The 24,523-nt window shown below is 35.9% G+C and carries 24 protein-coding genes; 21 read left to right on the top strand and 3 right to left on the bottom strand.

Annotation, left to right across the window (positions count from 1 at the left end; genetic code table 11):
- From ricA to spoVK, 7 genes are all read left to right on the top strand, one after another.
- Positions 1-432 (top strand): regulatory iron-sulfur-containing complex subunit RicA, encoded by a 432-nt coding sequence (gene ricA, locus J2Z26_RS06085; RefSeq protein WP_193536516.1) that lies wholly within the window; start codon positions 1-3, stop codon positions 430-432.
- A 341-nt stretch (positions 433-773) separates the two neighbouring features.
- On the top strand, positions 774-1,322 hold the full coding sequence (locus J2Z26_RS06080; protein ID WP_193536514.1) for an outer spore coat protein CotE: 549 nt from the start codon (positions 774-776) through the stop codon (positions 1,320-1,322).
- A gap of 123 nt (positions 1,323-1,445) precedes the next feature.
- On the top strand, positions 1,446-4,049 hold the full coding sequence (mutS, locus tag J2Z26_RS06075) for a DNA mismatch repair protein MutS (RefSeq protein WP_193536512.1): 2,604 nt from the start codon (positions 1,446-1,448) through the stop codon (positions 4,047-4,049).
- 30 nt (positions 4,050-4,079) lie between these two features.
- Positions 4,080-5,987: a DNA mismatch repair endonuclease MutL gene (gene mutL, locus J2Z26_RS06070; protein WP_193536510.1), complete on the top strand. Its 1,908-nt coding sequence runs from the start codon at positions 4,080-4,082 to the stop codon at positions 5,985-5,987.
- Between the two features lie 143 nt (positions 5,988-6,130).
- Positions 6,131-7,084, top strand: a complete 954-nt coding sequence (gene miaA, locus J2Z26_RS06065; RefSeq protein ID WP_193536508.1) for a tRNA (adenosine(37)-N6)-dimethylallyltransferase MiaA — start codon at positions 6,131-6,133, stop codon at positions 7,082-7,084.
- Positions 7,085-7,125: 41 nt separating this feature from the next.
- Positions 7,126-7,350: an RNA chaperone Hfq gene (gene hfq / locus J2Z26_RS06060; protein WP_193472874.1), complete on the top strand. Its 225-nt coding sequence runs from the start codon at positions 7,126-7,128 to the stop codon at positions 7,348-7,350.
- Positions 7,351-7,710: 360 nt separating this feature from the next.
- Positions 7,711-8,640: a stage V sporulation protein K gene (gene spoVK, locus J2Z26_RS06055; protein WP_406565558.1), complete on the top strand. Its 930-nt coding sequence runs from the start codon at positions 7,711-7,713 to the stop codon at positions 8,638-8,640.
- A gap of 34 nt (positions 8,641-8,674) precedes the next feature.
- Here the strand turns inward: spoVK and J2Z26_RS06050 are convergent, their stop codons facing one another.
- Positions 8,675-9,298 carry a trimeric intracellular cation channel family protein gene (locus tag J2Z26_RS06050; protein ID WP_193536504.1) on the bottom strand — a complete coding sequence of 208 codons (624 nt, stop codon included), beginning with the start codon at positions 9,296-9,298 and terminating at the stop codon, positions 8,675-8,677.
- 166 nt (positions 9,299-9,464) lie between these two features.
- Here J2Z26_RS06050 and hflX point away from each other — a divergent pair, with 166 nt between their 5' ends.
- The 4 genes from hflX to glnA all read left to right on the top strand — a co-directional run bounded on the left by hflX (position 9,465) and on the right by glnA (position 13,919).
- A complete protein-coding gene (gene hflX / locus J2Z26_RS06045; protein ID WP_319638054.1) occupies positions 9,465-10,730 on the top strand; it encodes a GTPase HflX in 1,266 nt (421 codons plus the stop codon).
- A gap of 12 nt (positions 10,731-10,742) precedes the next feature.
- Positions 10,743-12,011: a methionine gamma-lyase family protein gene (locus J2Z26_RS06040; RefSeq protein ID WP_193536500.1), complete on the top strand. Its 1,269-nt coding sequence runs from the start codon at positions 10,743-10,745 to the stop codon at positions 12,009-12,011.
- A gap of 128 nt (positions 12,012-12,139) precedes the next feature.
- Entirely contained in the window at positions 12,140-12,538 is a 399-nt protein-coding gene (locus J2Z26_RS06035) for a MerR family transcriptional regulator (RefSeq protein ID WP_193536498.1), read from the top strand.
- A gap of 46 nt (positions 12,539-12,584) precedes the next feature.
- The gene (glnA, locus tag J2Z26_RS06030) at positions 12,585-13,919 is read left to right on the top strand and encodes a type I glutamate--ammonia ligase (RefSeq protein ID WP_193536496.1); all 1,335 of its coding nucleotides are present in this window, start codon (positions 12,585-12,587) and stop codon (positions 13,917-13,919) included.
- A gap of 101 nt (positions 13,920-14,020) precedes the next feature.
- Here glnA and lexA read toward each other — a convergent pair whose 3' ends face one another.
- On the bottom strand, positions 14,021-14,644 hold the full coding sequence (lexA, locus tag J2Z26_RS06025; RefSeq protein WP_193536494.1) for a transcriptional repressor LexA: 624 nt from the start codon (positions 14,642-14,644) through the stop codon (positions 14,021-14,023).
- Positions 14,645-14,805: 161 nt separating this feature from the next.
- Between lexA and yneA the strand changes: the two genes are divergently transcribed.
- The 7 genes from yneA (at position 14,806) to J2Z26_RS05990 (ending at position 22,289) form a co-directional block, all read left to right on the top strand.
- The gene (gene yneA / locus J2Z26_RS06020; RefSeq protein ID WP_193536493.1) at positions 14,806-15,129 is read left to right on the top strand and encodes a cell division suppressor protein YneA; all 324 of its coding nucleotides are present in this window, start codon (positions 14,806-14,808) and stop codon (positions 15,127-15,129) included.
- Between the two features lie 124 nt (positions 15,130-15,253).
- Positions 15,254-15,484 (top strand): DUF896 domain-containing protein, encoded by a 231-nt coding sequence (locus J2Z26_RS06015; RefSeq protein ID WP_193536491.1) that lies wholly within the window; start codon positions 15,254-15,256, stop codon positions 15,482-15,484.
- A gap of 183 nt (positions 15,485-15,667) precedes the next feature.
- Positions 15,668-17,674 carry a transketolase gene (gene tkt, locus J2Z26_RS06010; RefSeq protein WP_193536489.1) on the top strand — a complete coding sequence of 669 codons (2,007 nt, stop codon included), beginning with the start codon at positions 15,668-15,670 and terminating at the stop codon, positions 17,672-17,674.
- Between the two features lie 206 nt (positions 17,675-17,880).
- On the top strand, positions 17,881-18,321 hold the full coding sequence (sirA, locus tag J2Z26_RS06005) for a sporulation inhibitor of replication protein SirA (protein WP_193536487.1): 441 nt from the start codon (positions 17,881-17,883) through the stop codon (positions 18,319-18,321).
- 99 nt (positions 18,322-18,420) lie between these two features.
- The gene (locus tag J2Z26_RS06000) at positions 18,421-18,642 is read left to right on the top strand and encodes a YneF family protein (protein ID WP_193472894.1); all 222 of its coding nucleotides are present in this window, start codon (positions 18,421-18,423) and stop codon (positions 18,640-18,642) included.
- 105 nt (positions 18,643-18,747) lie between these two features.
- The gene (locus J2Z26_RS05995) at positions 18,748-20,496 is read left to right on the top strand and encodes an ABC transporter transmembrane domain-containing protein (protein WP_193536485.1); all 1,749 of its coding nucleotides are present in this window, start codon (positions 18,748-18,750) and stop codon (positions 20,494-20,496) included.
- Between the two features lie 2 nt (positions 20,497-20,498).
- On the top strand, positions 20,499-22,289 hold the full coding sequence (locus tag J2Z26_RS05990) for an ABC transporter ATP-binding protein (RefSeq protein ID WP_193536482.1): 1,791 nt from the start codon (positions 20,499-20,501) through the stop codon (positions 22,287-22,289).
- A 22-nt stretch (positions 22,290-22,311) separates the two neighbouring features.
- Here J2Z26_RS05990 and J2Z26_RS05985 read toward each other — a convergent pair whose 3' ends face one another.
- Positions 22,312-22,476 carry an aspartyl-phosphate phosphatase Spo0E family protein gene (locus J2Z26_RS05985; RefSeq protein ID WP_319638053.1) on the bottom strand — a complete coding sequence of 55 codons (165 nt, stop codon included), beginning with the start codon at positions 22,474-22,476 and terminating at the stop codon, positions 22,312-22,314.
- A gap of 254 nt (positions 22,477-22,730) precedes the next feature.
- Between J2Z26_RS05985 and J2Z26_RS05980 the strand changes: the two genes are divergently transcribed.
- The 3 genes from J2Z26_RS05980 (at position 22,731) to J2Z26_RS05970 (ending at position 24,498) form a co-directional block, all read left to right on the top strand.
- Positions 22,731-23,438, top strand: coding sequence for a cytochrome c biogenesis CcdA family protein (locus tag J2Z26_RS05980; protein WP_193536480.1), 708 nt, complete (start codon positions 22,731-22,733; stop codon positions 23,436-23,438).
- Positions 23,439-23,551: 113 nt separating this feature from the next.
- A complete protein-coding gene (locus J2Z26_RS05975; RefSeq protein WP_193536478.1) occupies positions 23,552-23,911 on the top strand; it encodes a response regulator in 360 nt (119 codons plus the stop codon).
- Positions 23,912-24,021: 110 nt separating this feature from the next.
- Positions 24,022-24,498, top strand: a complete 477-nt coding sequence (locus tag J2Z26_RS05970) for a CcdC family protein (protein WP_193536476.1) — start codon at positions 24,022-24,024, stop codon at positions 24,496-24,498.
- Positions 24,499-24,523: the final 25 nt, after the last annotated feature.

The following is a 24,523-nucleotide window of genomic DNA, read 5'->3' as shown; positions in this document are numbered from 1 at the left end:
ATGGCAACTTATACAAAAGAAGAAATCGTTGCTCGCGCAAAAGAGCTTGCAAAAATGATTGCAGAAACAGAAGAAGTAGATTTCTTTAAGCGTGCTGAGGCACAAATTAATGGAAACCAAAAAGTAAAAGAGAATATCGCTAATATTAAGAACTTACAAAAACAAGCGGTGAATTTCAAGCAATTTGGTAAAGTTGAGGCTTTAAAAAAGGTTGAAGAGAAAATTGATCAACTTCAGGAAGAAATTGATAGTATTCCAGTTGTTCAAGAATTTAAGAGCTCGCAAATAGAGGTAAATGATTTACTTCAATTAGTAGCACATACAATCTCTAATAATGTAACGAATGAAGTGATTGCTTCTACTGGTGGAGATGTATTACGTGGAGAAACAGGATCAAAATTAAATAAAGATGGCGGATGCGGTTGTCACTAAATCAATCTACCTATAGACCTGAACTGTCTAAACAGTTTGGGTCTTTTTATTTATCATGAGTTAGAGGCTTTTTTATTGATGTTTTAATAGTTTGTCCTACATATATTTACAAATTTCTAGGTAATTTAGGTACATATCTGGGCGTAGCCGCATACAATTAATTATACGGTTTCATTGTTTCTGTTTATTTACTTTCCATAAGAAAGGGAATGATGGCCTTACTAGGTAGTTACTGTGAAAACATGAGGAAAAAGAATTCCAATGTTTTAAAAAAGAGTAGCACACTAGTCATTTGACCCGCATAGGATGAAATGAAGATTGATTGAGGAGGGTATGCTCGAATGTCTGAATACAGAGAGATTATAACGAAAGCTGTTGTAGGAAAAGGTCGTAAATTTACTCAATGCACACACACGATTTCTCCATCTCATCGCCCTACAAGTATTTTAGGTTGCTGGATTATTAACCACAAATACGAAGCGAAGAAATGTGATAACACAGTAGAGGTACACGGTCGATACGATATTAACGTTTGGTATTCTTACAACGATAATACAAAGACCGAGGTTGTCACTGATACAGTAACATACACAGATGTTGTCAAGTTAAAATATAGAGATGATAACTTCTTAGGCGATGACTGTGATGTAATTGCAAGAGTTCTTCAACAACCAAACTGCTTAGAAGCAACAATTTCACCTAACGGTAATAAAGTTGTAGTTCAAGTAGAAAGAGAATTCCTTGTAGAAGTGATCGGTGAAACGAAAGTATGTGTAGCAGTTAATCCTGATGGTTGTTATGATGACGATAAGGACTTTGATTGCGACGTAGACGATGAAGAATTTGAAGATCTAAATCCTGACTTTTTAGTTGGCGATTTCGAGGAATAAGAGTAAGCTAGGAGGGTTATCTTCCTAGTTTTTCTTTTTGTCTTCTAGATGCTTTTTCGTTAATTCTTTATGTTATAATAATTGCATGTAATAAAAGAAATGGATGATTTTTGGGGGATAATTATGGCAGAGTATACGCCTATGATACAGCAATATTTAAAGATAAAGGCAGAGTACCAGGATGCCTTTTTATTTTTTAGACTAGGAGATTTTTACGAGATGTTCTTTGATGATGCAATTAAAGCATCACAAGAATTAGAAATCACCCTTACAAGTAGAGAGGGTGGATCTGAAGATCGCATCCCAATGTGTGGTGTACCTCATCACTCAGCTCCTGGATATATTGAGCAGCTCGTGGAAAAAGGCTTTAAAGTTGCTATTTGTGAGCAAACTGAAGACCCAAAGCTTGCAAAGGGAGTTGTAAGACGTGAAGTTGTACAACTTATTACTCCAGGCACGATGATGGAAGGTAAGGGATTAGTAGATAAAGAAAATAACTTTTTAGCTTCGATTAGCGAGTACTCAGACTCGTTTGGTATTGCGTTTAGCGATTTAACGACAGGTGAAAGTAAAGTTACGAAACTATCACTACAAATAGATGAACTCATTAATGAAATCTATGTGAATGGTGTTAAAGAGGTGGTTGTTGATCCGACTCTAGCTGAAGAAGTGAAGAAAAAGCTTATTGAACGCTGTCAGGTCACACTATCTATTGAAACTGAAACTTCTATCCCAAGTGATTTTGAAAGAAGTGTGGAAATATTAGAAAATGATTCGCAATTATTATCGACTTTTGGTCGTCTGGTAAATTATTTGCAAAAAACACAGAAAAGAAGTTTAGAGCATCTTCAGCCAGTTCAGGTCTATCATGTTCATCAATTTATGAAAATTGATTTTTATTCAAAGAGAAATTTAGAATTAACAGAAACCATTCGATCTAAAGGAAAGAAAGGTTCTCTACTCTGGTTGCTAGATTCAACCATGACAGCAATGGGGGGACGTAGGCTAAAACAATGGATAGACAGGCCTCTTATTCAACAAAGTGATATAAATAATCGCTTAAATATGGTTGAAACACTACTAAATCAATTCTTTGAACGACAAGAGTTGCGTGAACTATTAAAGGAAGTCTATGATTTAGAAAGATTGGCTGGAAGAATCGCTTTTGGGAATGTAAATGCTAGAGACTTAGTACAATTAAAAAAGTCTCTACAGCAAGTACCTCATATCCAAGAGGTAGTTCAAAGACTTCAAAATGAAAATGCTAGTTCTATTGCGAAAAGGATTGACCCTTGTGATGATTTAACCGAGCTGCTTGATCAATCTATTGAGGATAATCCACCTCTCTCGGTTAAGGATGGTGACATCATTAAGGATGGCTATAATACTATATTAGACCAGTATCGCGATGCTAGCAGAAATGGAAAGTCTTGGATTGCTGCTTTAGAAAAACAAGAAAGAGAACGAACTGGGATAAAGACGCTTAAAATAGGCTATAACCGGGTATTTGGTTATTATATCGAGGTAACAAAAGCCAATATTCATCTCATCCCCGAAGGTTTATATGAGAGAAAACAGACTTTATCTAATGCTGAAAGATACATCACGCCTGAGTTAAAAGAGAAGGAAGTTTTAATACTAGAGGCTCAAGAGAAAATCATTGAACTAGAATACAATATCTTTACTGATATAAGAGAAACAGTTAAGCGCTATATTACAAGAGTTCAAGAATTAGCTAAGATGATTAGTGAATTAGATGTCTTGCAGTGCTTTGCTACGGTTAGTGAAGAAAGGCATTATTCAAGACCGATATTCACAAATGGAGAACTCCAACTCATTGATGGGCGCCATCCAGTTGTTGAAAAGGTGATGAACGCACAAGAGTATGTTCCGAATAATTGCCAAATGGATGATAATCGATCGATTTTATTAATAACTGGTCCAAACATGTCAGGTAAAAGCACATATATGAGGCAGGTGGCATTAACCTCAATTCTTGCCCAAATTGGTTGTTTCGTACCTGCATCAGAAGCGAGATTACCAATCTTTGATCAAGTGTTTACTAGAATCGGGGCAGCTGATGACTTAATATCAGGTCAAAGTACGTTTATGGTTGAAATGCTTGAAGCAAGAAATGCCATTGTTAATGCGACAAGCAATAGCTTAATTTTATTTGACGAGATTGGTCGAGGCACCTCTACTTATGACGGAATGGCCTTAGCACAAGCGATTATTGAGTATATTCATAATAACATTGGAGCTAAGACGCTGTTCTCAACACACTATCATGAGCTAACATCATTAGACCAGCAGTTAAGTCAATTGAAAAATGTGCATGTTAGTGCGATCGAAGATCAAGGAAAAGTAGTCTTCCTTCATAAGATTAAGGAAGGCCCTGCTGATAAGAGTTATGGAATACATGTAGCAGAGCTGTCGGATTTGCCGAAGCCATTGATTGCTCGAGCTCAAGAAATACTAAGCCAACTAGAGGCTGGGAACAAGCAGGAAAGTAAACCTGAGTCCACACTTTCAGTCCAGGTGGGACAAGCTGATAAGCAGCTATCGTTCTTTACAGATACTAAGCCGGTAGTTGTAAAAGAAACTAATGAACTACCTCGAAAAGATAAACAATTACTAGATTCAATTAAGGCATTAGATTTATTAGATATGACACCATTAGATGCGATGAATAAACTTTATGAAATCCAGAAAAAACTTAAAGCTTAAAATCACGCTTTAGAAAGGGAGGTTGGTCAAATGGGGAAAATAATCAAACTTGTTGATCAGCTTTCTAATAAAATTGCTGCAGGTGAAGTCGTTGAACGACCTGCATCTGTTGTGAAGGAATTAGTTGAAAATGCAATTGATGCTAAAAGTACGATCATTGAAATCGAGGTTGAAGAAGCTGGACTTTCAAAAATTAGAATCATAGATAACGGTGAAGGTATTGAGGAGGATGACTGCTTGAATGCTTTCCACCGTCATGCAACTAGTAAAATTAAAGATGAAAATGATCTTTTTCGTATCCGTACCTTAGGTTTTAGAGGAGAAGCTCTGCCGAGTATTGCTTCTGTATCGGAATTAGAAATGAAAACGAGTACTGGGGATAGTTTCGGGACTCATTTAATTCTAAAAGGTGGCGATATAATTAAACAAGAACGGACAAATAGTAGAAAAGGGACAGACATTACTGTATCAAACCTTTTCTATAACACCCCAGCCCGTTTAAAGTATATGAAAACCGTTCACACAGAGCTTGGAAATATCACGGATATAATCAATCGAATTGCAATGGCACACCCAGGAATTTCATTTCGTCTATCTCATAATGGTAAACGGATGCTTTATACTTCTGGTAATGGAGATGTACTACAGGTTATTGCTGCGATTTATGGAATGTCTATTGCTAAGAAAATGATTCCAATTGACATACAGTCACTAGATTTTCAGGTGAAAGGGTATGTATCCCTTCCTGAAGTAACAAGGGCATCGAGAAACTATATGTCGCTCATTATTAATGGAAGATTTATTAAGAACTATTCGATTGCTAAGGCCATCCAGCAAGGCTACCATACTCTTTTGCCAATTGGAAGATATCCTATTGTCTTCCTTGAAGTCGAAATGGATCCATTAATCGTAGACGTCAATGTTCATCCGGCGAAAATGGAAGTCCGACTAAGTAAGGAAGCGGAGTTAAATGAATTAATTGAAGCTGGTATAAAGGCCGTCTTCAAGAAAAAAAGCTTGTATCCAGATATTACACCAACCCAACCTAAGAAAAAACAAGTCAATCCCCTAGAGCAGCAGCAGTTTAACTTTGAGCATAGGGAAACACAAAAGAAAGGTTATGAGTTATATTCAACCTTTGATGACGATTCAATAGATACACTAGATAAAGACACGGTTAGCGTAGATACCTTTAGCTTTTCTCAAGAGGAAACTTTACAATATCCAGTTAAAACTACTCCTATAGATTTAGCACATAACTCTATCGTCGAAAAACAGGAATTGGATCTTGAAAAGCATGAGGAATTTATAGAAAAAGTTGAAAGTAAGCAACTAATACAGCCGGTTGAGAAGAAAAGAATTCCTCCACTATATCCTATTGGACAAATGCATGGAACCTATATATTAGCTCAAAATGAAAATGGCTTGTTTATTGTGGACCAACATGCTGCTCAAGAAAGAATAAAGTACGAGTATTATAAAAATAAGGTCGCAGAGGTAATTTCAGAGGTTCAGGAGATGCTCGTTCCAATTACATTAGAATATTCGACTGATGAGACAATTTTAATATCAGCACATGTAGAAGATCTTGCAAAGGTTGGAGTATTTTTAGAGCCTTTTGGTCATAATTGTTTTATTGTAAGATCACATCCTCGTTGGTTCCCTCGAGGTCAAGAGGTTTTTGTAATCGAAGAGATGATTGAACAAGTATTAAATTATAAAAAAATTGATATTAAAAAGCTAAGAGAAGAAGCAGCGATAATGATGAGTTGCAAAGCCTCTATAAAGGCTAATCACCATCTTAGAAATGAGGATATGTTTACACTACTTGAAACCTTGAGAGGTACTTCTGATCCATTTACTTGCCCTCATGGTAGACCCATTATCATTCATTTTACGACTTATGAGATGGAGAAATTATTTAAACGTGTTATGTAAAAGTGAAAAACATTATCGTTTTTCACTTTTTTATTAAATATCTGATATTTTTTGAAATAAAATGGATATACTAGTTTGGTGTTCGCCATTATAGAGCGTTTACTATCGCTAGACTACCTTTTAATTGAAAGTAGTGATGGTTATTGGGAGAGAAAAAGAGAGAAAAGCTTGTGGTGCTGATTGGTCCAACAGCTGTTGGTAAAACAAAGCTAAGCATAGAATTAGCAAAAATACTAAATGCTGAAATCATTAGTGGAGATTCAATGCAGATATATAAAGAGATGGATATAGGAACAGCTAAAATTTCAAGTGCAGAAATGGAAGGAATTCCACACCATCTAATAAATATAAAAGAACCGGATGAAGACTTTTCTGTTGCAGAATTTCAACAGTTAGTTAGAAATCTAATTACGGAGATTACCTCTCGAGGAAAACTTCCTATGATCGTGGGGGGAACAGGCCTATATATTCAATCCGTTATTTATGATTATAAGTTTTCAGAATCACCTTCAGATGACAATTACCGAAAAAGTTTAGAGCAAATGGCCCTAACAGAAGGTATTGAAGTTGTACATAATCTTTTGAAACAGGTTGACCCACAAAGTGCTGACAAGATTCATCCAAACAATGTCCGTAGGGTGATTAGAGCATTGGAAGTGTATCATAGTTCTGGAAAAACTGCTTCTGAAACTCAAGAAACGCAGGAAGGGGAGTTGATCTACGATACAGCCCTCATAGGATTAACGATGGACCGAAACATCCTCTATGAACGAATAAATTTTCGAGTAGATGAAATGATGAATATGGGATTACTTCGAGAAGTAACGTCTCTTTATGAGAGAGGCTTTAAAGATTGCCAATCAATCCAAGCAATTGGTTATAAGGAAATTTATCAATATATTGATGGGAAAAGTAGCTTGGAGGAATCTATTGAGCAATTGAAGCAAAATTCTAGGCGTTACGCCAAAAGGCAATTAACATGGTTTAGAAATAAGATGGATGTTCAATGGTTCGATATGACAGGTGTTGGAAGTTCAATGCTTGATGAAAAGATAAATGAAATTTTCAAATATATAGCAGGAAAGCTAAGAATTTAATCGAATACTAATCAATATAGAGAATAGAGGAGGACGAATTCATGAAACAAGCAATCAATATTCAAGACCAATTTTTAAATCAGCTTCGAAAAGATAATACATTTGTAACAGTATTTCTTTTAAACGGGTTTCAACTACGTGGTTTGATTAAGGGATTTGACAATTTTACGGTATTGCTCGAAACAGAGGGTAAACAGCAGTTAATTTATAAGCATGCTATTTCCACATTTTCACCACAAAAGAATATTCAATTAGAACTTGAATAAATGATTCCCTTAAAAGTGGCCTTTTCTCCTTAAAGGCTGCTTTTTTATTTTTTTTAGTAAGAACCTCTCATAAATCTCATAAAAACTCTATATGTTGTAAGAGGAAAATATTTCTTGGGAAAGCGCAAAATTAGACAAGAAGTCTGATTTCGACATGGAAAAAGTAAAGATTTTGAAGAATTTTGATAGAAAAAGACAGACTGTAAACCTAGTTTTCTTGCCTAACCTACAATCTATGGAATTTACATCACTTTACTAAAATGGTGACCAGCCGAAACATAGGCATTTGTCACAATTTTATAAGCTATACGTATAATGGTAAAGACTGAGAGGTGAGAGCTTTTGGATCAACCAATAACAATGAAAAATAATGGACAAATAAATGTAATTTTAAATGGCCAAAAGAAAAAATTGAAAGTTGTTAATCCCTCTTCCCCGGAACCCGTCCCTAAGAGGTCTCATGTAAAACATGCGGCTCTTAAAGAGATCGAAGATGAAATGAATGCGCTTGTTGGAATGGATGAAATTAAGCGTGTTGTAAAGGAAGTCTATGCATGGATTTATATTAATAAAAAACGTGAAGAACAGGGGTTAAAACCTGGGAAACAAGCGCTTCATATGATGTTTAAAGGTAATCCTGGTACTGGTAAGACAACTGTAGCTAGACTCCTAGGAAAGCTCTTTTTTCAAATGAATGTTTTATCAAAAGGTCATTTGATTGAGGCTGAACGTGCTGACTTAGTTGGTGAATATATTGGCCATACAGCTCAAAAGACCCGTGATTTAATTAAGAAGGCATTAGGTGGTATCTTGTTCATAGACGAAGCTTATTCCTTAGCTAGAGGTGGAGAGAAGGATTTCGGAAAGGAAGCGATAGATACTTTAGTAAAGCATATGGAGGATAAACAGCATGATTTTGTGCTGATTCTTGCCGGTTATTCTAAAGAGATGAATCACTTCCTGTCATTAAATCCGGGCTTATACTCTAGATTTCCACTTGTTGTTGATTTTCCAGACTATACCGTTGATCAGTTAATGGATATTGCCTCTAGGATGCTAGTAGAGCGAGAGTATGTGTTTAGTAAAGAGGCAGAATGGAAGTTTAGAGATCATTTATATTCAATCAAACAAGATAGTCCTGGGACCTCATCATTCAGTAATGGACGATATGTACGAAATATTATCGAAAAATCAATTCGAGCCCAAGCGATGAGGCTTTTACTAAGCGAGTCAGAAGAACGCGAGGAATTAATGACAATAAAGAATCAGGACTTAATTCTTAAAGACTAAACTTACTTAAAAAAAGAGGCTGCTTAGCAGCCTCTTAAAAGTGTAGAAATGATCTTGAAGGTTTCATTGGTTTGTGTGGTAGTTTCCAGTTATACGTGAAAGATAATACCCTAAGAACAACAATAATAATAAATAATGAGTAAAGTTCAAATGGTGAACTTGCAAAACCAAGTCCAACTGCCAAACCAGCCAAAATGGCCCAAACCCCATATATTTCAGAACGTAAAACAAGTGGTTTTCTTCCGGCGAGAAGGTCACGAATTATGCCTCCACCACTACCAGTTAAAACGGCTGCTACAATAGTTGCACTTAATGGGTGCTCCATATTTGTCGCAAATAATGCTCCTTGTATGGCAAAGGCAGCAAGACCAATTGCATCAAAAAAATTTCCCCACTTTCTCCACTGCTTAAGTAATCCGGCAGGAAACAAAAATACAATTGTAATTGCAAATAATGCAATTTGAAATAATAGGCCTTGTTCCCAGAGTGCTGATACAGGAACACCTATTAATAAATTTCGTATTGCTCCGCCACCAAACGCAGTTACAATTCCTAGAATATAAATACCTAGAATGTCATACTCTTCCTCTAATGCAACAATAGCTCCACTTACAGCAAACGCAATTGTTCCAATAATACTTAGTACATCCCAAGTCATCACAATTTTCCTTTCCGATACACTCATAGATGTCGATTCCATATTAGATAATATCTACAAAGACATTATATTGCAACAGTTTATTATATATATATATATAATTAGTTTATTTGCCTTAGTTTTGTTAAGATGTTTATATGAATTTTATAGGAAAGAAGGAAAGTCTGTGAATCAAGTACAAAACACTGAGCAAGAGAGGGTAATCTTAGTTGGATGTCAATTAGCCGATATGGATGAAACACGTTTTGAATATTCTCTTGAGGAACTTCAATCATTAACTAAGACAGCAAAAGGTCAGGTAGTGGCAATTCTTACTCAAAAGAGAGAGAGAAGGCATTCTGCTACATATATAGGGAAAGGAAAGGTTGAAGAATTAGTCAACCTAGAAAGTGAACTACAACCAGATATCATAATTTTCAATGATGAGCTTTCTCCAAGTCAGGTGAGAAATCTGTCGGAAAAGTTACAAGCTCGTGTTATTGATCGGACACAGTTAATATTAGATATTTTTGCTTCAAGAGCGAATTCCAAGGAAGGTAAACTGCAGGTAGAGCTTGCTCAACTACAGTATTTACTTCCGCGTCTCGTAGGTAAGGGGCTTCAGTTGTCTCGTTTAGGGGGAGGTATTGGTACAAGAGGTCCAGGTGAAACTAAGCTTGAATCTGACAGGAGGCATATTCGTAGACGGCTTGATGATATTAAACAACAGTTATCCGTCATAGTTGAGCATAGAGAACGATATCGTGAGCGCAGGAAGAAAAATAATGCCTATCAAATTGCCCTAGTTGGATATACAAATGCAGGAAAATCAACAGTGTTTAATCGGATAACAGAAGCGGGAACATTTGAAGAAAACCTCTTGTTCGCAACACTTGATCCGATGACAAGAAAGATGATCCTACCATGTGGATTAACAACCTTATTGACAGATACGGTAGGATTTATTCAAGACTTGCCTACGGCATTGGTAGCAGCCTTTAGATCAACCTTAGAGGAGGTTAAAGAGGCCGACTTAATCCTCCATGTTGTTGATTCGTCAAATCCAGATTCATTTAATCATGAAAAAACAGTATATGAGATTTTGGATGAACTTAAGGTTGAGGGAATACCTATTGTTACTGTCTATAATAAAGCAGACAAGAAACACCCTGATTTTGTCCCGAGTTCGACTAGTGATTCGATTATTATAAGTGCATTTGATCAAAATGATCTCCTTGACCTTAAGTTAAAGGTAGAAGATGAAATGATTCATATGATGAACGAATACCGAGTTTCATTACCTAGTACAGAAGGAAAATTACTAGCTAGCTTAAAAAGTGATACGATTCTTAAGGATTTACATTATAATGATAGTACTGAAATGTACGAGTGTAATGGATTTATTTTGCCTAGTCACTCACTAACTGGACAACTAAAGAATTTTCAAGCGTAAAAGGAGAAAATGATGTTTGCACAATTAAATAATGGGGAATTTTTAAAACGTTTAGTATCAAAGGTAGAAGAAAAAATTGTCGAGCAACACAAACAGGTAGATCAAAGAATAGAGGTAAATCAGTATCGAGTAATAAAAAGTTTACAAAAGTATAAGGTGAGCGACTCACACTTCATTCCGTCTACAGGATATGGGTATGATGATATTGGGAGAGATACACTTGAGAAGGTGTACGCAGATGTGCTTGGAGGGGAAACTGCTCTTGTTAGACCCCAAATTATCTCAGGGACTCATGCTATTTCCATCTCCTTATTCGGAATTTTGCGCCCTAATGATGAATTGCTATATATTACAGGCCGGCCTTATGATACACTCGAGGAAATTGTGGGGTTACGTGGTACTGGTGTAGGTTCGTTGAAGGAATTTAATATTAGCTATAATACGGTTTATTTAACAGAAGAGGGCACTGTAGACTTTGAAGCTGTTCAAAAGGCAATGAAGAGTAATACAAAAATGATAGGAATTCAACGATCAAAAGGATATGCGACAAGACCATCCTTTACAATAGAGCAAATAAAAGAAATGATATCATTCGTTAAAGAAATAAATCCTGATGTTGTCGTTTTTGTTGATAACTGCTATGGAGAATTCGTGGAAGAGCTTGAACCTTGTCATGTTGGAGCTGATTTGATGGCGGGCTCACTTATTAAAAACCCAGGTGGCGGTCTTGCTAAAACAGGGGGTTACATTGTAGGGAAGAAAGAATATGTTGAAGCGTGTTCCTACCGAATGACCTCACCGGGCATTGGTGCAGAAGCGGGTGCGTCTCTATATAGCTTGCAGGAAATGTATCAAGGATTTTTTCTTGCACCACATGTTGTGGGACAAGCATTAAAAGGAGCAATCTTTACCTCTGCAATTTTAGAGGAAATTGGCCTAAATACCCATCCGAAATGGGACAGTGAGAGAACAGACTTGATACAATCTGTGCAGTTTAATGACAGAGACATGATGGTTGCCTTTTGTCAGTCAATTCAATATACTTCGCCTATCAATTCTCATGTAACACCTTACCCTGCGTACATGCCTGGTTACGAAGATGACGTTATAATGGCAGCTGGTACCTTCATTCAAGGTGCGAGTATCGAACTAACTGCAGACGGACCACTTCGACCACCATACGTAGCTTATGTACAGGGGGGATTAACATATTCCCATGTGAAAATTGCAATATGTACTGCAATAGATCAATTAATTTCTAAAAAGTTAATAAAAATTTAAGGAAAAGGATAACTTAAGTTGTCCTTTTTATTTTTTTAAAAAACCATGTTAGATTTCCTTACATGATGTTGACACTTTTTCTGACATGACATATAATGTGGTTATACAAGGAAAAAGGAGGAACTGCTGTGAGTGACGACATGAGACGATCTATGCCTTTGTTTCCAATCGGAATAGTGATGCAATTAACAGAGTTGTCTGCTCGGCAAATCCGCTACTATGAAGAAAATAAATTAATTTTTCCGGCAAGGACAGAAGGTAATAGAAGGATGTTTTCCTTTAATGATGTTGACCGTCTCCTTGAGATTAAGAAATTAATTGAGCAAGGGGTAAACTTAGCTGGAATCAAACAACTCTTTGAAATGAAAAAGCAAGTAGAACAACAAAAAATGATTGAAGATAAGCCAGTTAAAAAAGACCTATCTGATATCGAATTGAGGAAACTATTAAAAGCAGAATTAATTGATGCAGGAAGGTTTAACAGATCTACCTTAAGACAAGGTGATATGTCTAGATTTTTTCATTAATTGATTACGCAATACATTTTAAAATTTTTAAGGGGGAAGTATTAATATGGCAAAGTTTTCTAAAGAAGATATTTTTCGCATTGTAAAGGAAGAAAATGTTAAGTATATTCGTCTACAATTTACGGATATCCTTGGGACAATTAAGAATGTTGAGATTCCAGTTAGCCAACTTGAAAAAGCACTTGATAATAAAATGATGTTTGATGGTTCATCAATTGAAGGATTTGTTAGAATTGAAGAATCTGATATGTATCTATTTCCAGATTTAGATACTTGGGTAATCTTCCCTTGGACTGCCGAAAAAGGGAAGGTAGCACGACTAATTTGTGATATCTATAATGCAGATGGAACACCATTTGCAGGTGATCCACGTACGAATTTAAAACGCATGTTAAAAGAGATGGAAGAATTAGGATTTACAGATTTTAACTTAGGGCCAGAGCCAGAATTCTTCTTATTCAAATTAGATGCAAAAGGTGAACCTACTCTAGAATTGAATGATAATGGTGGTTATTTTGACCTTGCTCCAACGGACTTAGGTGAAAATTGTCGTCGTGATATCGTACTGGAACTAGAAGAGATGGGCTTTGAAGTTGAAGCTTCTCACCACGAAGTAGCACCTGGTCAACACGAAATTGATTTTAAATATGCAAATGCATTAAAAGCATGTGATGATATTCAAACTTTCAAATTAGTAGTAAAAACAATTGCTCGTAAACATGGGCTTCATGCTACGTTCATGCCAAAACCATTATTCGGAGTGAATGGATCAGGAATGCACTGTAACGTTTCATTATTTAGTAACGGAAAAAATGCATTCTATGACACTTCAGGTAATTTAGAACTTAGTGATACTGCTCGTCAATTTATTGCTGGTGTCCTTAAGCATGCACCTGGATTTACAGCTGTAACAAACCCTACTGTAAATTCATATAAGCGTTTAGTTCCTGGTTATGAAGCACCTTGTTATGTAGCGTGGTCTGCTCGTAATAGAAGTCCACTTATTCGTATTCCTGCTTCACGTGGAGTAAGTACTCGTGTTGAGGTTAGAAGTGTAGACCCTGCAGCGAACCCATATTTAGCTATGGCAGTACTTTTAGCTGCTGGCCTTGATGGAATTAAGAATAAATTAACTCCTCCAGCACCTATTGATCGTAATATTTATGTAATGAACAAAGCAGAGCGTCTAGAAGCAGGAATTGAAGATCTTCCAGCGACTTTAGCTCAAGCTCTTGATCAGCTTAAAAAAGACGAAGTTATCATAAATGCACTAGGCGAACACTTATTCGAACACTTTGTAGAAGCTAAAGAGATTGAATGGGATATGTTCCGTACGCAGGTTCATCCTTGGGAAAGAGAACAATATATGTCAATGTACTAAAAAATATCTGCCTCCTGACTATGTTAGGAGGCCTTTTATAATATAATCTCATAAACCATAAAAAAGGAAGACCGCATGATTATAGCAGTCTTCCTTTTTGCTTAGTGAACTGTACGATATACACCAATTACCTTTCCTAAGATTGAGACATTTCGTAGGATAATAGGTTCTAAACTTGAATTCTCAGGTTGCAAACGAATATAGTCCTTCTCTTTAAAGAAACGCTTAACCGTTGCCTCATCATCCTCAGTCATAGCTACAACAATATCTCCATTATTGGCTGTTTGTTGTTGGCGTACGATAACTAAATCTCCATCAAGAATTCCGGCTTCAATCATACTTTCCCCCATAATTTCTAACATGAATACATTGTCGTCAGGAGATACAAACCGATCTGGTAGTGGGAAAAACTCTTCGATATTTTCAACGGCTGTTATAGGGAGCCCTGCAGTAACCTTACCGATAATTGGAACGTTTATTACGTTGCTTTTGGGAATATGGCTAGATGAGTCTAGTTCTAGTATTTCAATTGCTCTAGGTTTGGTAGGATCTCTACGAATCAATCCTTTACTTTCTAACCTAGATAAATGACCATGAACTGTTGAACTAGACGCTAGACCGACTGCCTCTCCAATTTCACGAACAGAAGGCGGATATCCTTTTGCTTTAACTTCTTCTTTAATAAAGTTTAAGATATCCTGTTGCCTCTTTGATATTTTTGTCATACGCTTGCACCTCGTATCTTCTATTAATTAACTAGATTATAGCATGATTTTCCTATTAGTACAAACATAAGTTCGAAAAAAGACGTTGACTCAAAACGTTTGTTCGTATTATACTGTAAATATAAACATACGAACAAATATTCGTGTTGGGGGTAATTAATATGAAAGAAAGAAAAATATCAGGAATCTATTATGTTTTATTTACATTTTTATTAATCGCTATGTCTTTTGCAATTAGTGATTCTACTATAAAAACACATAACCAAGAGAGTTATCTAGAGATTACAATAAATCATGGTGATACTTTATGGGAAATAAACAACGCATTTAAAGAACAGCACAACCTTAGTTTTTCTGACTTTGTTATTTGGGTAGAAACAAATAACGGGGTAGACTCAAATCAATTAAAGCCAGGCGATACACTTTTCATTCCAATTAAATCCATCGAAGATCTTGATAAACTTCATACATATGCAAGTGAATAAGCTATTACAAAGTATAGTTAAAATTTGAGGGCAAAAGAATTCTATAAGTCTGATAGCTTGTAAACCCCACCTTACTTTAGTAAGATGGAAACTATCCATAAATGTTCTAAGAGGGGTTTTCAACATGCTATCAAAAGAAAAAATTGCTCGAATTAATGAGCTTTCAAAAAAATCAAAAAATGAAGGCTTAACTCCTGAAGAAGTGGTTGAGCAGCAAGGATTACGTAAAGAATATATACAAACCTTTAGAAATTCAATGACAGATACTCTTCATACCGTAAAAATTGTTGATCCAACTGGTACAGACGTTACTCCTGAAAAGCTAAAAAAGAGTAAAAATCAACGATTAAATTAAATTATTTATTGGAAGAATACATAGGTATTATGCTATGTATTCTTATTTATTGTGCATACTACTCATATTGGCGATGAAATTAAATCTTGACAATTCAGTGAAGAAGAGTTGTGCATTTTTCTTCGTCAATATATGATAGTAGAGTATACATAGAGGTTTTATTAGAAAGGATGAACGTTACAAATGACACATACTATTGAAGATTTGGCAATTGGTTCGATTCGTACACTATCAATTGACGCGATTGAAAAGGCAAATTCAGGTCATCCGGGAATGCCGATGGGTGCCGCGCCTATGGCATATTCACTATGGACACAACACATGAACATTAGTCCAAGCAACCCTGAATGGTTTAATCGTGACCGATTTGTATTATCTGCTGGCCATGGTTCAATGTTACTTTATAGTTTATTACACTTAAGTGGATATGAGCTTTCGATTGACGATTTAAAAGGATTCAGACAATGGGGTAGTAAAACGCCTGGACATCCTGAATTTGGTCATACCCCTGGAGTAGATGCAACAACTGGTCCACTTGGACAAGGTATTGCGATGGCGGTTGGTATGGCGATGGCAGAACGTCACTTGGCTAAAACCTATAATAAAGAAAGTTTTGAAGTAGTTGATCATTTTACATATAGTATTTGTGGTGATGGTGATTTAATGGAAGGTGTTTCTGCTGAGGCTGCGTCACTAGCTGGCCACCTGAAATTAGGAAAATTAGTTGTTTTATATGATTCAAATGACATCTCTTTGGATGGGGATTTAGATCGCTCATTCTCAGAGAGTGTTCAGAAGCGTTTTGATTCATATGGCTGGCAATATATCCGTGTAGAAGATGGAAATAGTATTGAGGAGATTTCAAGGGCAATTGAAGAGGCAAAAGGGGATCTATCCCGTCCTACTTTAATTGAAGTTAAGACTACAATTGGATACGGATCGCCAAACAGAGCTGGTACATCAGGAGTTCATGGCGCACCTTTAGGAGTAGATGAGACAAAACTTACCAAAGAAACCTACAATTGGACTTTTGATAATGATTTTCATGTTCCTGAAGAGGTTTACTCACATTTCCATTCAACAATCCTTGAGCCAGGTAAAAAGAAAGAACAAGAATGGAATCAATTGTTCTCTCAGTATAAAGAAAAATATCCCGAGCTAGGTAATCAATTAGATGCAGCGATTTCCGGAAAACTACCAGAAGGCTGGGAAACTCAATTACCCACTTATGAGGTAGGAAAGAGCCTTGCTTCGCGTGCATCCTCTGGTGAAGCATTAAATGCTATCGCCAATCATGTTCCACAATTCTTTGGGGGATCAGCAGACCTTGCTGGATCTAACAACACAATGATTAAAGGTGCAAATGATTTCACTCCAGAAGATTATAGTGGCCGTAACATTTGGTTTGGTGTTCGTGAGTTTGCGATGGGTGCTGCTCTTAACGGAATGGCACTACATGGTGGGGTGAAAGTTTATGGAGGTACATTCTTCGTATTCTCTGATTACTTACGACCTGCTATTCGATTGGCTGCTTTAATGAAACTTCCGGTTACTTATGTATTCACACATGACAGCATTGCAGTTGGAGAAGATGGACCTACTCATGAGCCTATTGAGCAGCTTCCTTCATTGCGTGCAATGCCACACCTTGGAGTTATTCGTCCAGCAGATGGTAATGAAACAGTTGCTGCTTGGAGATTAGCTGTGGAGTCAACGGATAAGCCAACCGTACTAGTCCTAACGCGTCAAAATTTGCCGACACTTCCTGGTACAAGGGAAAAGGCCTATGAGGGTGTTAAAAAAGGTGCTTATGTTGTTTCAGAGGCACAAAATAATAACCCTGAAGGGATTTTACTCGCTTCTGGTTCTGAGGTAAATCTTGCGGTCAGCGCTCAACAAGAACTAGCAGGCCAGGGAATTCACGTATCAGTTGTAAGTATGCCTTCATGGGATCGTTTTGAACAACAAACTCAAGAATATAAAGACTCAGTAATACCTAAGTCAGTTAAAAAACGTCTTGGAATTGAAATGGCATCATCGCTTGGCTGGGAAAAGTATACTGGTGATGAGGGGGAAGTGCTGGCAATTAATGACTTTGGCGCTTCCGCTCCTGGACCGAAAATTATGGAAGAGTATGGATTCTCAGTGCAGAATGTTGTAGCACGAATGAGAAAAATTTTAAATAAATAGGATTTCCTTTAAAAAGTGCCAATTATTACTTACATTAAGCATGTTTAAATCAAACGGACCTTGATGATAGAGTAAATAGTTGGCACTTCTTTCGCTTTCGGGTGTTTTCGACAAAAGTAGTGCTATATTTTCTCCATTTTCAGACAATATCAATTTTTCTTGTCCTGTATAATGGAAGTACTATACATTACCGGGGAGCGATGGGAATGCGACGATATCATATTTATTTGATAGAAGAGGAAATTGCTAGTCATTATTTCGGTCGTGAAACGAAAATTTATGAACTTTTCCGTGAATGTGAAAATGCTGAAAATAAACATAAGGCTCAATTACGAAAGCAAATCGACTATGTGACTAGACCAATTCCTACTTTACATATCCACCAATGTATTGATAGCCTTTTAAGAAAACGAACAGATTACCTGAATGAGCGAAATGTACATAAACTGATGATAAATAGTAACAATAGTGAGGCGAGACTAGTAGTACATGACCGATATCTTTTGCTAGAGTCATCTGGCAGTTATGAAGCTGAAACCATTTTCTTTGAAGTATTAAGAAAGTATGACTCCTGCTTTTTGGCGATGGATTTCACATTACAACGCCATGGTTGGTTAAACCCTATTAAAGAAAGAAAATTTGTGTGAAAACATGTTATAAAATATAGAGAAATTAGTAAACAAATATTGTATAATTACACTTGGTCTAGTACACTGTAATGTAGACAACATGAAGGAGGAAGAAATATGGGTATTTGGGTACCGATTCTAGTAGGTATTCTAGCACTTCTTGCTGGGGTAGCCCTAGGATTTTTCATTGCACGTAAATACATGATGAACTACTTAAAGAAAAATCCACCGATCAATGAGCAAATGCTTAAGGTAATGATGATGCAAATGGGAATGAAACCATCGCAAAAGAAAATCAATCAAATGCTAAAAGCAATGAACGGTCAAATGGATAAGTAAGATGGACAGGCACTCGTCACTGAGTGTCTTTATTTTTTTCTTTCTTGTTTTCTAAATATTTGATAAACTATTTAAGCGTTTAAAAGTTGTTGTGGGGGAAAGTTTATGCGAGTTTTTAAAGATTTAATGTGGTTTTTTAAACAAGAAAAGAAATCGTACTTGATAGGAATTTCTTTATTGTGTGTCGTAGCTTTATTAGAGCTAGTCCCTCCATTTGTCATTGGGAAGGTCGTAGACTTAATTGTTGAAGGTCAGTTAACAACGAAGATTCTTACTAACTGGCTTGGACTATTGTTGGTTGTAGCAACTACTGTTTATATCGTTCGATTTTTTTGGAGAATTATGCTATTTGGGGCTTCAGTTAGGTTAGCTCGATTGTTAAGAGAAAAATTATATAGCCACTTCACTAAGATGTCTCAATCCTTCTACCAAAGGCGTAGAATTGGTGATCTTATGGCCCATTCGACCAACGATATTCAAGCTGTTCAGCAGACAGCGGGTGCAGGTGTACTGACCTTGGTCGATTCTTTAGTTACTGGTGGATTTGTATTAATTATGATGGCTGCAACGATTAGTTGGAAGCTTACACTCATTAGTTTAATTCCAATGCCATTAATGGCACTATCTACAAGTTGGTATGGTACATTGTTACATAAACGATTTCATAAGGCTCAGGAGGCTTTTTCATCTTTAAATGATAAAGTTCAGGAAAGCGTAAGTGGTATCAAAGTGTTAAAAACGTTTGGATATGAGCAGGATGATGTTGATTCTTTTCGTGAGGAATCCGCTGAAGTTGTTAGAAAGAATATGAAAGTAGCTAAAATTGATGCCTTATTCGATCCGACAATTTCATTGATTGTGGGGTTCTCTTTTTTCCTTGCAGTTTCCTTTGGTTCTTATTTTGTACTTACTGATGAAATGACATTAGGCCAACTTATTTCGTTTACAACATATTTGGGTTTATTAATATGGCCAATGTTAGCTTTCGGATGGCTGTTTAATATTGTTGAACGTGGGAGAGCCTCCTATGATCGTGTTTCTAGCCTTTTAAATGAGAAGGTAGATATTAAAGATAGTGAAGAAGTATTGAATGAACAACCTTCCGGTAATATTATCTATGCTATCAAGGAATTTGCTTTTTCGGACGAACAGATCACCTTAAATGATATACAAATAACGTTAAGACAGGGTGAGACATTAGGGATTGTTGGTAAGACAGGTGCAGGAAAGACAACACTGCTTAAACTATTAATTAGAGAGTTCGAAGGGTATAAAGGAGAAATAACATTTGGTAAGCATTCAATTTCTACTTATTCATTAGAAGCATTAAGAAAAGGAATCGGTTATGTCCCACAAGATCACTTCTTATTTTCTGCAACAATTGCTGATAATATAGCTTTTGCTAAACCAAATGCAACCTACCAAGAGATAATACAGGCAGCAGAACTTGCTTCAATCCATGAGGATATCGTCAGTTTTACAGAAGGTTACGAGACAATGGTAGGAGAAAGAGGTGTTTCTCTTTCAGGTGGACAAAAACAGCGTATATCCATCGCTAGAGCACTTATAGTAAATCCAGAGGTTTTGATACTAGACGATTCATTGTCAGCAGTTGATGCAAAAACAGAAGAAATGATATTATCTGCCCTAAAACAAACGAGAGAGGGTAAAACAACTATTATCACATCTCATCGTTTAAGTGCTATTGCGCATGCAAATGTAATAGTTGTATTAGAAGATGGTAGAATTGTTCAAAAGGGCACACATGATGAATTAATGAATGAACAAGGATGGTATAAAGAAATGTATCATCGTCAACAATTAGAAGCACTTGTAGAACATGGAGGTATGTGATCATGAATAAAACATTAACTTCAAAACAACAACGACAAGTGCTTTTTCGACTTCTTTCCTATACAAAGAAATATAAGAAAGAGTTTTTCATTGCGTTTACACTTTTATTAATAGGAACGATAGGTGAGATAATAGGGCCTATATTCGTGAAGGTTTTTATAGATGATTACTTAACTCCAAGAAATATAGAGGCACAACCACTAATTATATTGGGTGTTTCATATATCCTTGTCCATTTTATTAAGGTTATTGTTAACTATTTTCAGTTAGTAAAATTTCACGAAATATCATTAAACATTATTCAGGATTTACGGATTGATGTCTTTACTAAGGTTCATGCATTGGGCTTAAAGTTTTTTGATAAAACACCAGGAGGCAGCATTGTTTCTAGAGTAACAAATGATACAGAAGCAATAAAAGATATGTTTATAAGTGTAATAGCAACCTTCGTGCAAAATGCTGTGTTGTTAATAGGTGTATTTATTGCAATGTTTATCTTGAATGTTAAATTAGCATTCTTTTGTTTATTTCTGATTCCGGTTATCTTTCTCATTATGAAAACTTATCGACATTTTAGTTCAAAATTTTATCAAGATATGAGGGAGAGGCTTAGTCAATTAAATGCAAAGATAAATGAGTCCTTGCAAGGGATGGCAATTATTCAAGTATTTAGACAAGAACGACGTCTCCAAAAAGAATTTGATGAAATAAATGAAGCTCATTATAAAGCTGGGATTAAAAATATCAAGCTAGATGGTTTATTATTAAGACCCGCTATTGATTTTGTTTATATTCTTGCACTAATACTGGTATTAAGTTTTTTCGGAATAACTTCGATTAATAATGTCGTAGAAATAGGTGTCCTATATGCATTTGTAAACTATTTGGAAAGATTTTTTGAACCCATTAACCAAATGATGATGCGACTTTCATTATTACAGCAAGCAATTGTTGCATCTGATCGTGTGTTTTCACTTATGGATAATGATGAATTAGCTCCAGTGAAGGTTGGAAAAGAAAATCCTAAGATTGATACTGGAACTATTGAGTTTAAGAATGTAAGTTTTTCATATGATGGTAAGAGAGATGTGTTGAAAAACATTTCGTTTAGTGCAAAAAAAGGTGAAACGATTGCCTTAGTTGGGCATACGGGTAGTGGGAAAAGTTCAATTATCAATTTATTAATGCGCTTTTATGAGGTTGACCGTGGTGATATTTTACTAGACGGTCATTCGATAAAGAGTTTTAAAGATGATGAGTTAAGGAAGCATACTGGATTAGTTTTGCAGGATCCGTTTTTATTTGTTGGTACAGTCAAGGAAAATATACGATTATTTAACAAAGATATTACGGACGAAGAGATTGAAGAAGCGGCGAGGTTTGTTCAAGCAGATTCGTTTATTCAGAAACTACCTAATCAATATGACTATCAAGTTACTGAGCGGGGATCAACATTCTCGAGTGGTCAGAGACAGCTCATTGCTTTTGCAAGAACGATAGCTGCGCTTCCTAAGATTCTCGTATTAGATGAAGCTACAGCTAGTATTGACACAGAGACAGAAGAAGCTATACAAATTGCACTAAGGAAAATGAGAGAAGGAAGAACAACCATTGCGATCGCACATCGATTGTCAACTATTCAAGATGCAAATGAAATCCTAGTATTACATCAGGGAGAAATTGTTGAACGTGGTACACATCAAGAACTGTTATCTATAAAAGGACTTTATTATAAAATGTATCTTCTACAAAATGGACATCCAGATGGTTTGGAAAAGGTTGTTGGAGAATAGCAAAGGAAAAAAAGAAAGCCTCTTATGTATTTGAGAGGCTTTTTTGTCTGAAGTTTGAATAATTATTATATTGATTTAGTAATGCATCCAATTCTTGACTATGTTTAATAGAAATGGAAGAAGATAGTCCGTTTTTAAGGACAATATCAATAAGTTCGGCTCTTTTTTGTTCTATGGTTGCAAGCATTTCAGTTTTTGTCACAACAGCCTGTCCCTTCATCTTAAATCTATGTAATTATTATACTGTAAAATGGTAATTAATTCAAAGGAAAAAAGCTGGTAGATTTTAATAGTATTCCAGTATATATCATTTTATACTTAGGGAGCATACTCTAATATAAGGGAAGGCACAAAATTGTAACATTCTTTCATGCAATGTATATGATACTTTGCTAAAATAGAAAGGAACTATAGAGTTTTAGTTTTAGGAGTTGTTAAATAATGGCTGATGTAAATTTATTCTTAGCATTTGGTGCTGGCTTTCTTTCGTTTATCTCACCCTGCTGTTTACCGCTGTATCCAGCATTTTTATCTTATATAACAGGAGTATCTGTTGGGGAATTAAAGTCTGATAATGCTATGTTACAGAAAAGAAGTGTACTACATACAATCTTCTTTCTATTAGGTTTCTCATTAATTTTTGTCATGTTAGGTTTCGGAACGTCCTTTTTAGGGCAATTCTTTAACGATTATCAAGATTTAATTAGACAGATTGGTGCTATCCTAATAATCTTCTTTGGTTTTGTTATTATTGGAGTGCTATCTCCTAAATTTTTAATGAAGGATCATAAATTCGAATTTAAAAATAGACCTACAGGGTACCTAGGTTCTATTTTAATTGGTATGGCATTTGCCGCGGGCTGGACACCTTGTACTGGACCAATCTTAGCTTCAGTTATTGCTTTAGCCGCTTCAAATCCAGGATCAGGGATGGTATATATGATTGCTTATTCTCTAGGTTTTTCAATTCCATTTTTAATCCTTTCATTCTTCCTAGGGAAAATGCAGTGGATTCGAAGAAATAGTGCTAAGATTGTTAAAGTTGGTGGATATACAATGATTATAATGGGGGTTGTACTATTCTTTGATTGGATGACAAAAATTATCGTTTACTTAACTCCTATTTTTGGTGGTTTCACTGGTTTTTAATTTGCGTCAAAGAAAATTATAGTTTTATGAGACTATTTTACTATATCTCTTCAGTGATTTTTGTTATAATCTAAACAAGCTATTCTTCTTTGTAAGTCTGAGGAGGTATTATTTTGGCAAAAATTCTTGTAGTTGATGATGCAAAATTTATGCGATTAACGCTTTCAAGTATCTTAAGTAAAGCTAATCACGAGGTTATTGGTGAAGCAGAAAACGGCAAGGAAGCGGTTGAATTATATCGACAACTTAACCCAGACTTAGTCACTATGGATATTACCATGCCAGAAATGAACGGATTAGATGCTGTTAAATTAATAAAAAAAGAGAATCCAAGTGCAGTGATTATTATGTGTTCTGCAATGGGACAGTCCAAAATGGTCGTTGAAGCCATTGAAGCTGGTGCCAAGGACTTTATTGTCAAACCCTTTGATGAGGGAAGGGTATTGGAGGCAATAAATAGAGTACTTACGTAAATAAACAAAACCATTTACGGGTTTCGTCGTAGATGGTTTTGTTTATTCCTGTTTTCTTTTATGATATATATAGGGAAGTAGGGAAGTGGAAATTGAAAGGGACTGATTCTATGGTAATTGCTTCATCGATTGTTGCAGTGTTTATGGCAACTCTAATGATGTTTGTCAGGATGCGAGCAGCAAAAAAACCTACAAATGTTAAAAAAATCATACTGCCACCACTTTTTATGAGCACAGGGGCTCTTATGTTTGTTCATCCGATGTTTAGAGTGACTACTCTTGAGCTTCTTGAGGCACTGACTGTAGGTTTCCTGTTTTCTATACTGCTAATCAAAACTTCCAACTTTGAGATTAAGGGAAATGATATTTATCTTAAAGCATCGAAAGCCTTTATCTATGTTTTAGTAGGATTATTGGTAATAAGGATTGTGTTGAAATATCTTTTGAGCTCAACCATTGATTTTGGGGAATTGAGCGGAATGTTTTGGATTCTTGCATTTGGCATGATTGTTCCTTGGAGAATTGCAATGCTGTACAAGTTTAAAAAACTACAAACAGAAATGGTGGTTTCAAGTCGTCATATCTAATAAAAAGCGTCAGATGCCATAAAAA

The organism is Cytobacillus luteolus (assembly GCF_017873715.1).
GTDB lineage: Bacteria > Bacillota > Bacilli > Bacillales > Bacillaceae_L > Bacillus_BV > Bacillus_BV luteola.
The sequence above is the reverse complement of the archived record's forward strand: the minus strand, read 5'-3'. Positions and strand labels throughout refer to the sequence as shown.

Excerpts from the sequence above, each read along its gene's own strand:
- tkt (WP_193536489.1), top strand. The coding sequence starts at position 15,668 with ATGACACATACTATTGAAGATTTGGCAATTGGTTCGATTCGTACACTA.
- mutS (WP_193536512.1), top strand. The coding sequence starts at position 1,446 with ATGGCAGAGTATACGCCTATGATACAGCAATATTTAAAGATAAAGGCA.
- spoVK (WP_406565558.1), top strand. The coding sequence starts at position 7,711 with ATGAAAAATAATGGACAAATAAATGTAATTTTAAATGGCCAAAAGAAA.
- J2Z26_RS06040 (WP_193536500.1), top strand. The coding sequence starts at position 10,743 with ATGTTTGCACAATTAAATAATGGGGAATTTTTAAAACGTTTAGTATCA.
- J2Z26_RS05995 (WP_193536485.1), top strand. The coding sequence starts at position 18,748 with ATGCGAGTTTTTAAAGATTTAATGTGGTTTTTTAAACAAGAAAAGAAA.
- J2Z26_RS05985 (WP_319638053.1), bottom strand. The coding sequence starts at position 22,476 with ATGCTTGCAACCATAGAACAAAAAAGAGCCGAACTTATTGATATTGTC.
- hfq (WP_193472874.1), top strand. The coding sequence starts at position 7,126 with ATGAAACAAGCAATCAATATTCAAGACCAATTTTTAAATCAGCTTCGA.
- J2Z26_RS05970 (WP_193536476.1), top strand. The coding sequence starts at position 24,022 with ATGGTAATTGCTTCATCGATTGTTGCAGTGTTTATGGCAACTCTAATG.
- glnA (WP_193536496.1), top strand. The coding sequence starts at position 12,585 with ATGGCAAAGTTTTCTAAAGAAGATATTTTTCGCATTGTAAAGGAAGAA.
- J2Z26_RS05980 (WP_193536480.1), top strand. The coding sequence starts at position 22,731 with ATGGCTGATGTAAATTTATTCTTAGCATTTGGTGCTGGCTTTCTTTCG.
- J2Z26_RS06050 (WP_193536504.1), bottom strand. The coding sequence starts at position 9,298 with ATGACTTGGGATGTACTAAGTATTATTGGAACAATTGCGTTTGCTGTA.
- J2Z26_RS05990 (WP_193536482.1), top strand. The coding sequence starts at position 20,499 with ATGAATAAAACATTAACTTCAAAACAACAACGACAAGTGCTTTTTCGA.
- yneA (WP_193536493.1), top strand. The coding sequence starts at position 14,806 with ATGAAAGAAAGAAAAATATCAGGAATCTATTATGTTTTATTTACATTT.
- ricA (WP_193536516.1), top strand. The coding sequence starts at position 1 with ATGGCAACTTATACAAAAGAAGAAATCGTTGCTCGCGCAAAAGAGCTT.
- mutL (WP_193536510.1), top strand. The coding sequence starts at position 4,080 with ATGGGGAAAATAATCAAACTTGTTGATCAGCTTTCTAATAAAATTGCT.
- J2Z26_RS06000 (WP_193472894.1), top strand. The coding sequence starts at position 18,421 with ATGGGTATTTGGGTACCGATTCTAGTAGGTATTCTAGCACTTCTTGCT.
- J2Z26_RS06080 (WP_193536514.1), top strand. The coding sequence starts at position 774 with ATGTCTGAATACAGAGAGATTATAACGAAAGCTGTTGTAGGAAAAGGT.
- J2Z26_RS06015 (WP_193536491.1), top strand. The coding sequence starts at position 15,254 with ATGCTATCAAAAGAAAAAATTGCTCGAATTAATGAGCTTTCAAAAAAA.
- lexA (WP_193536494.1), bottom strand. The coding sequence starts at position 14,644 with ATGACAAAAATATCAAAGAGGCAACAGGATATCTTAAACTTTATTAAA.
- sirA (WP_193536487.1), top strand. The coding sequence starts at position 17,881 with ATGCGACGATATCATATTTATTTGATAGAAGAGGAAATTGCTAGTCAT.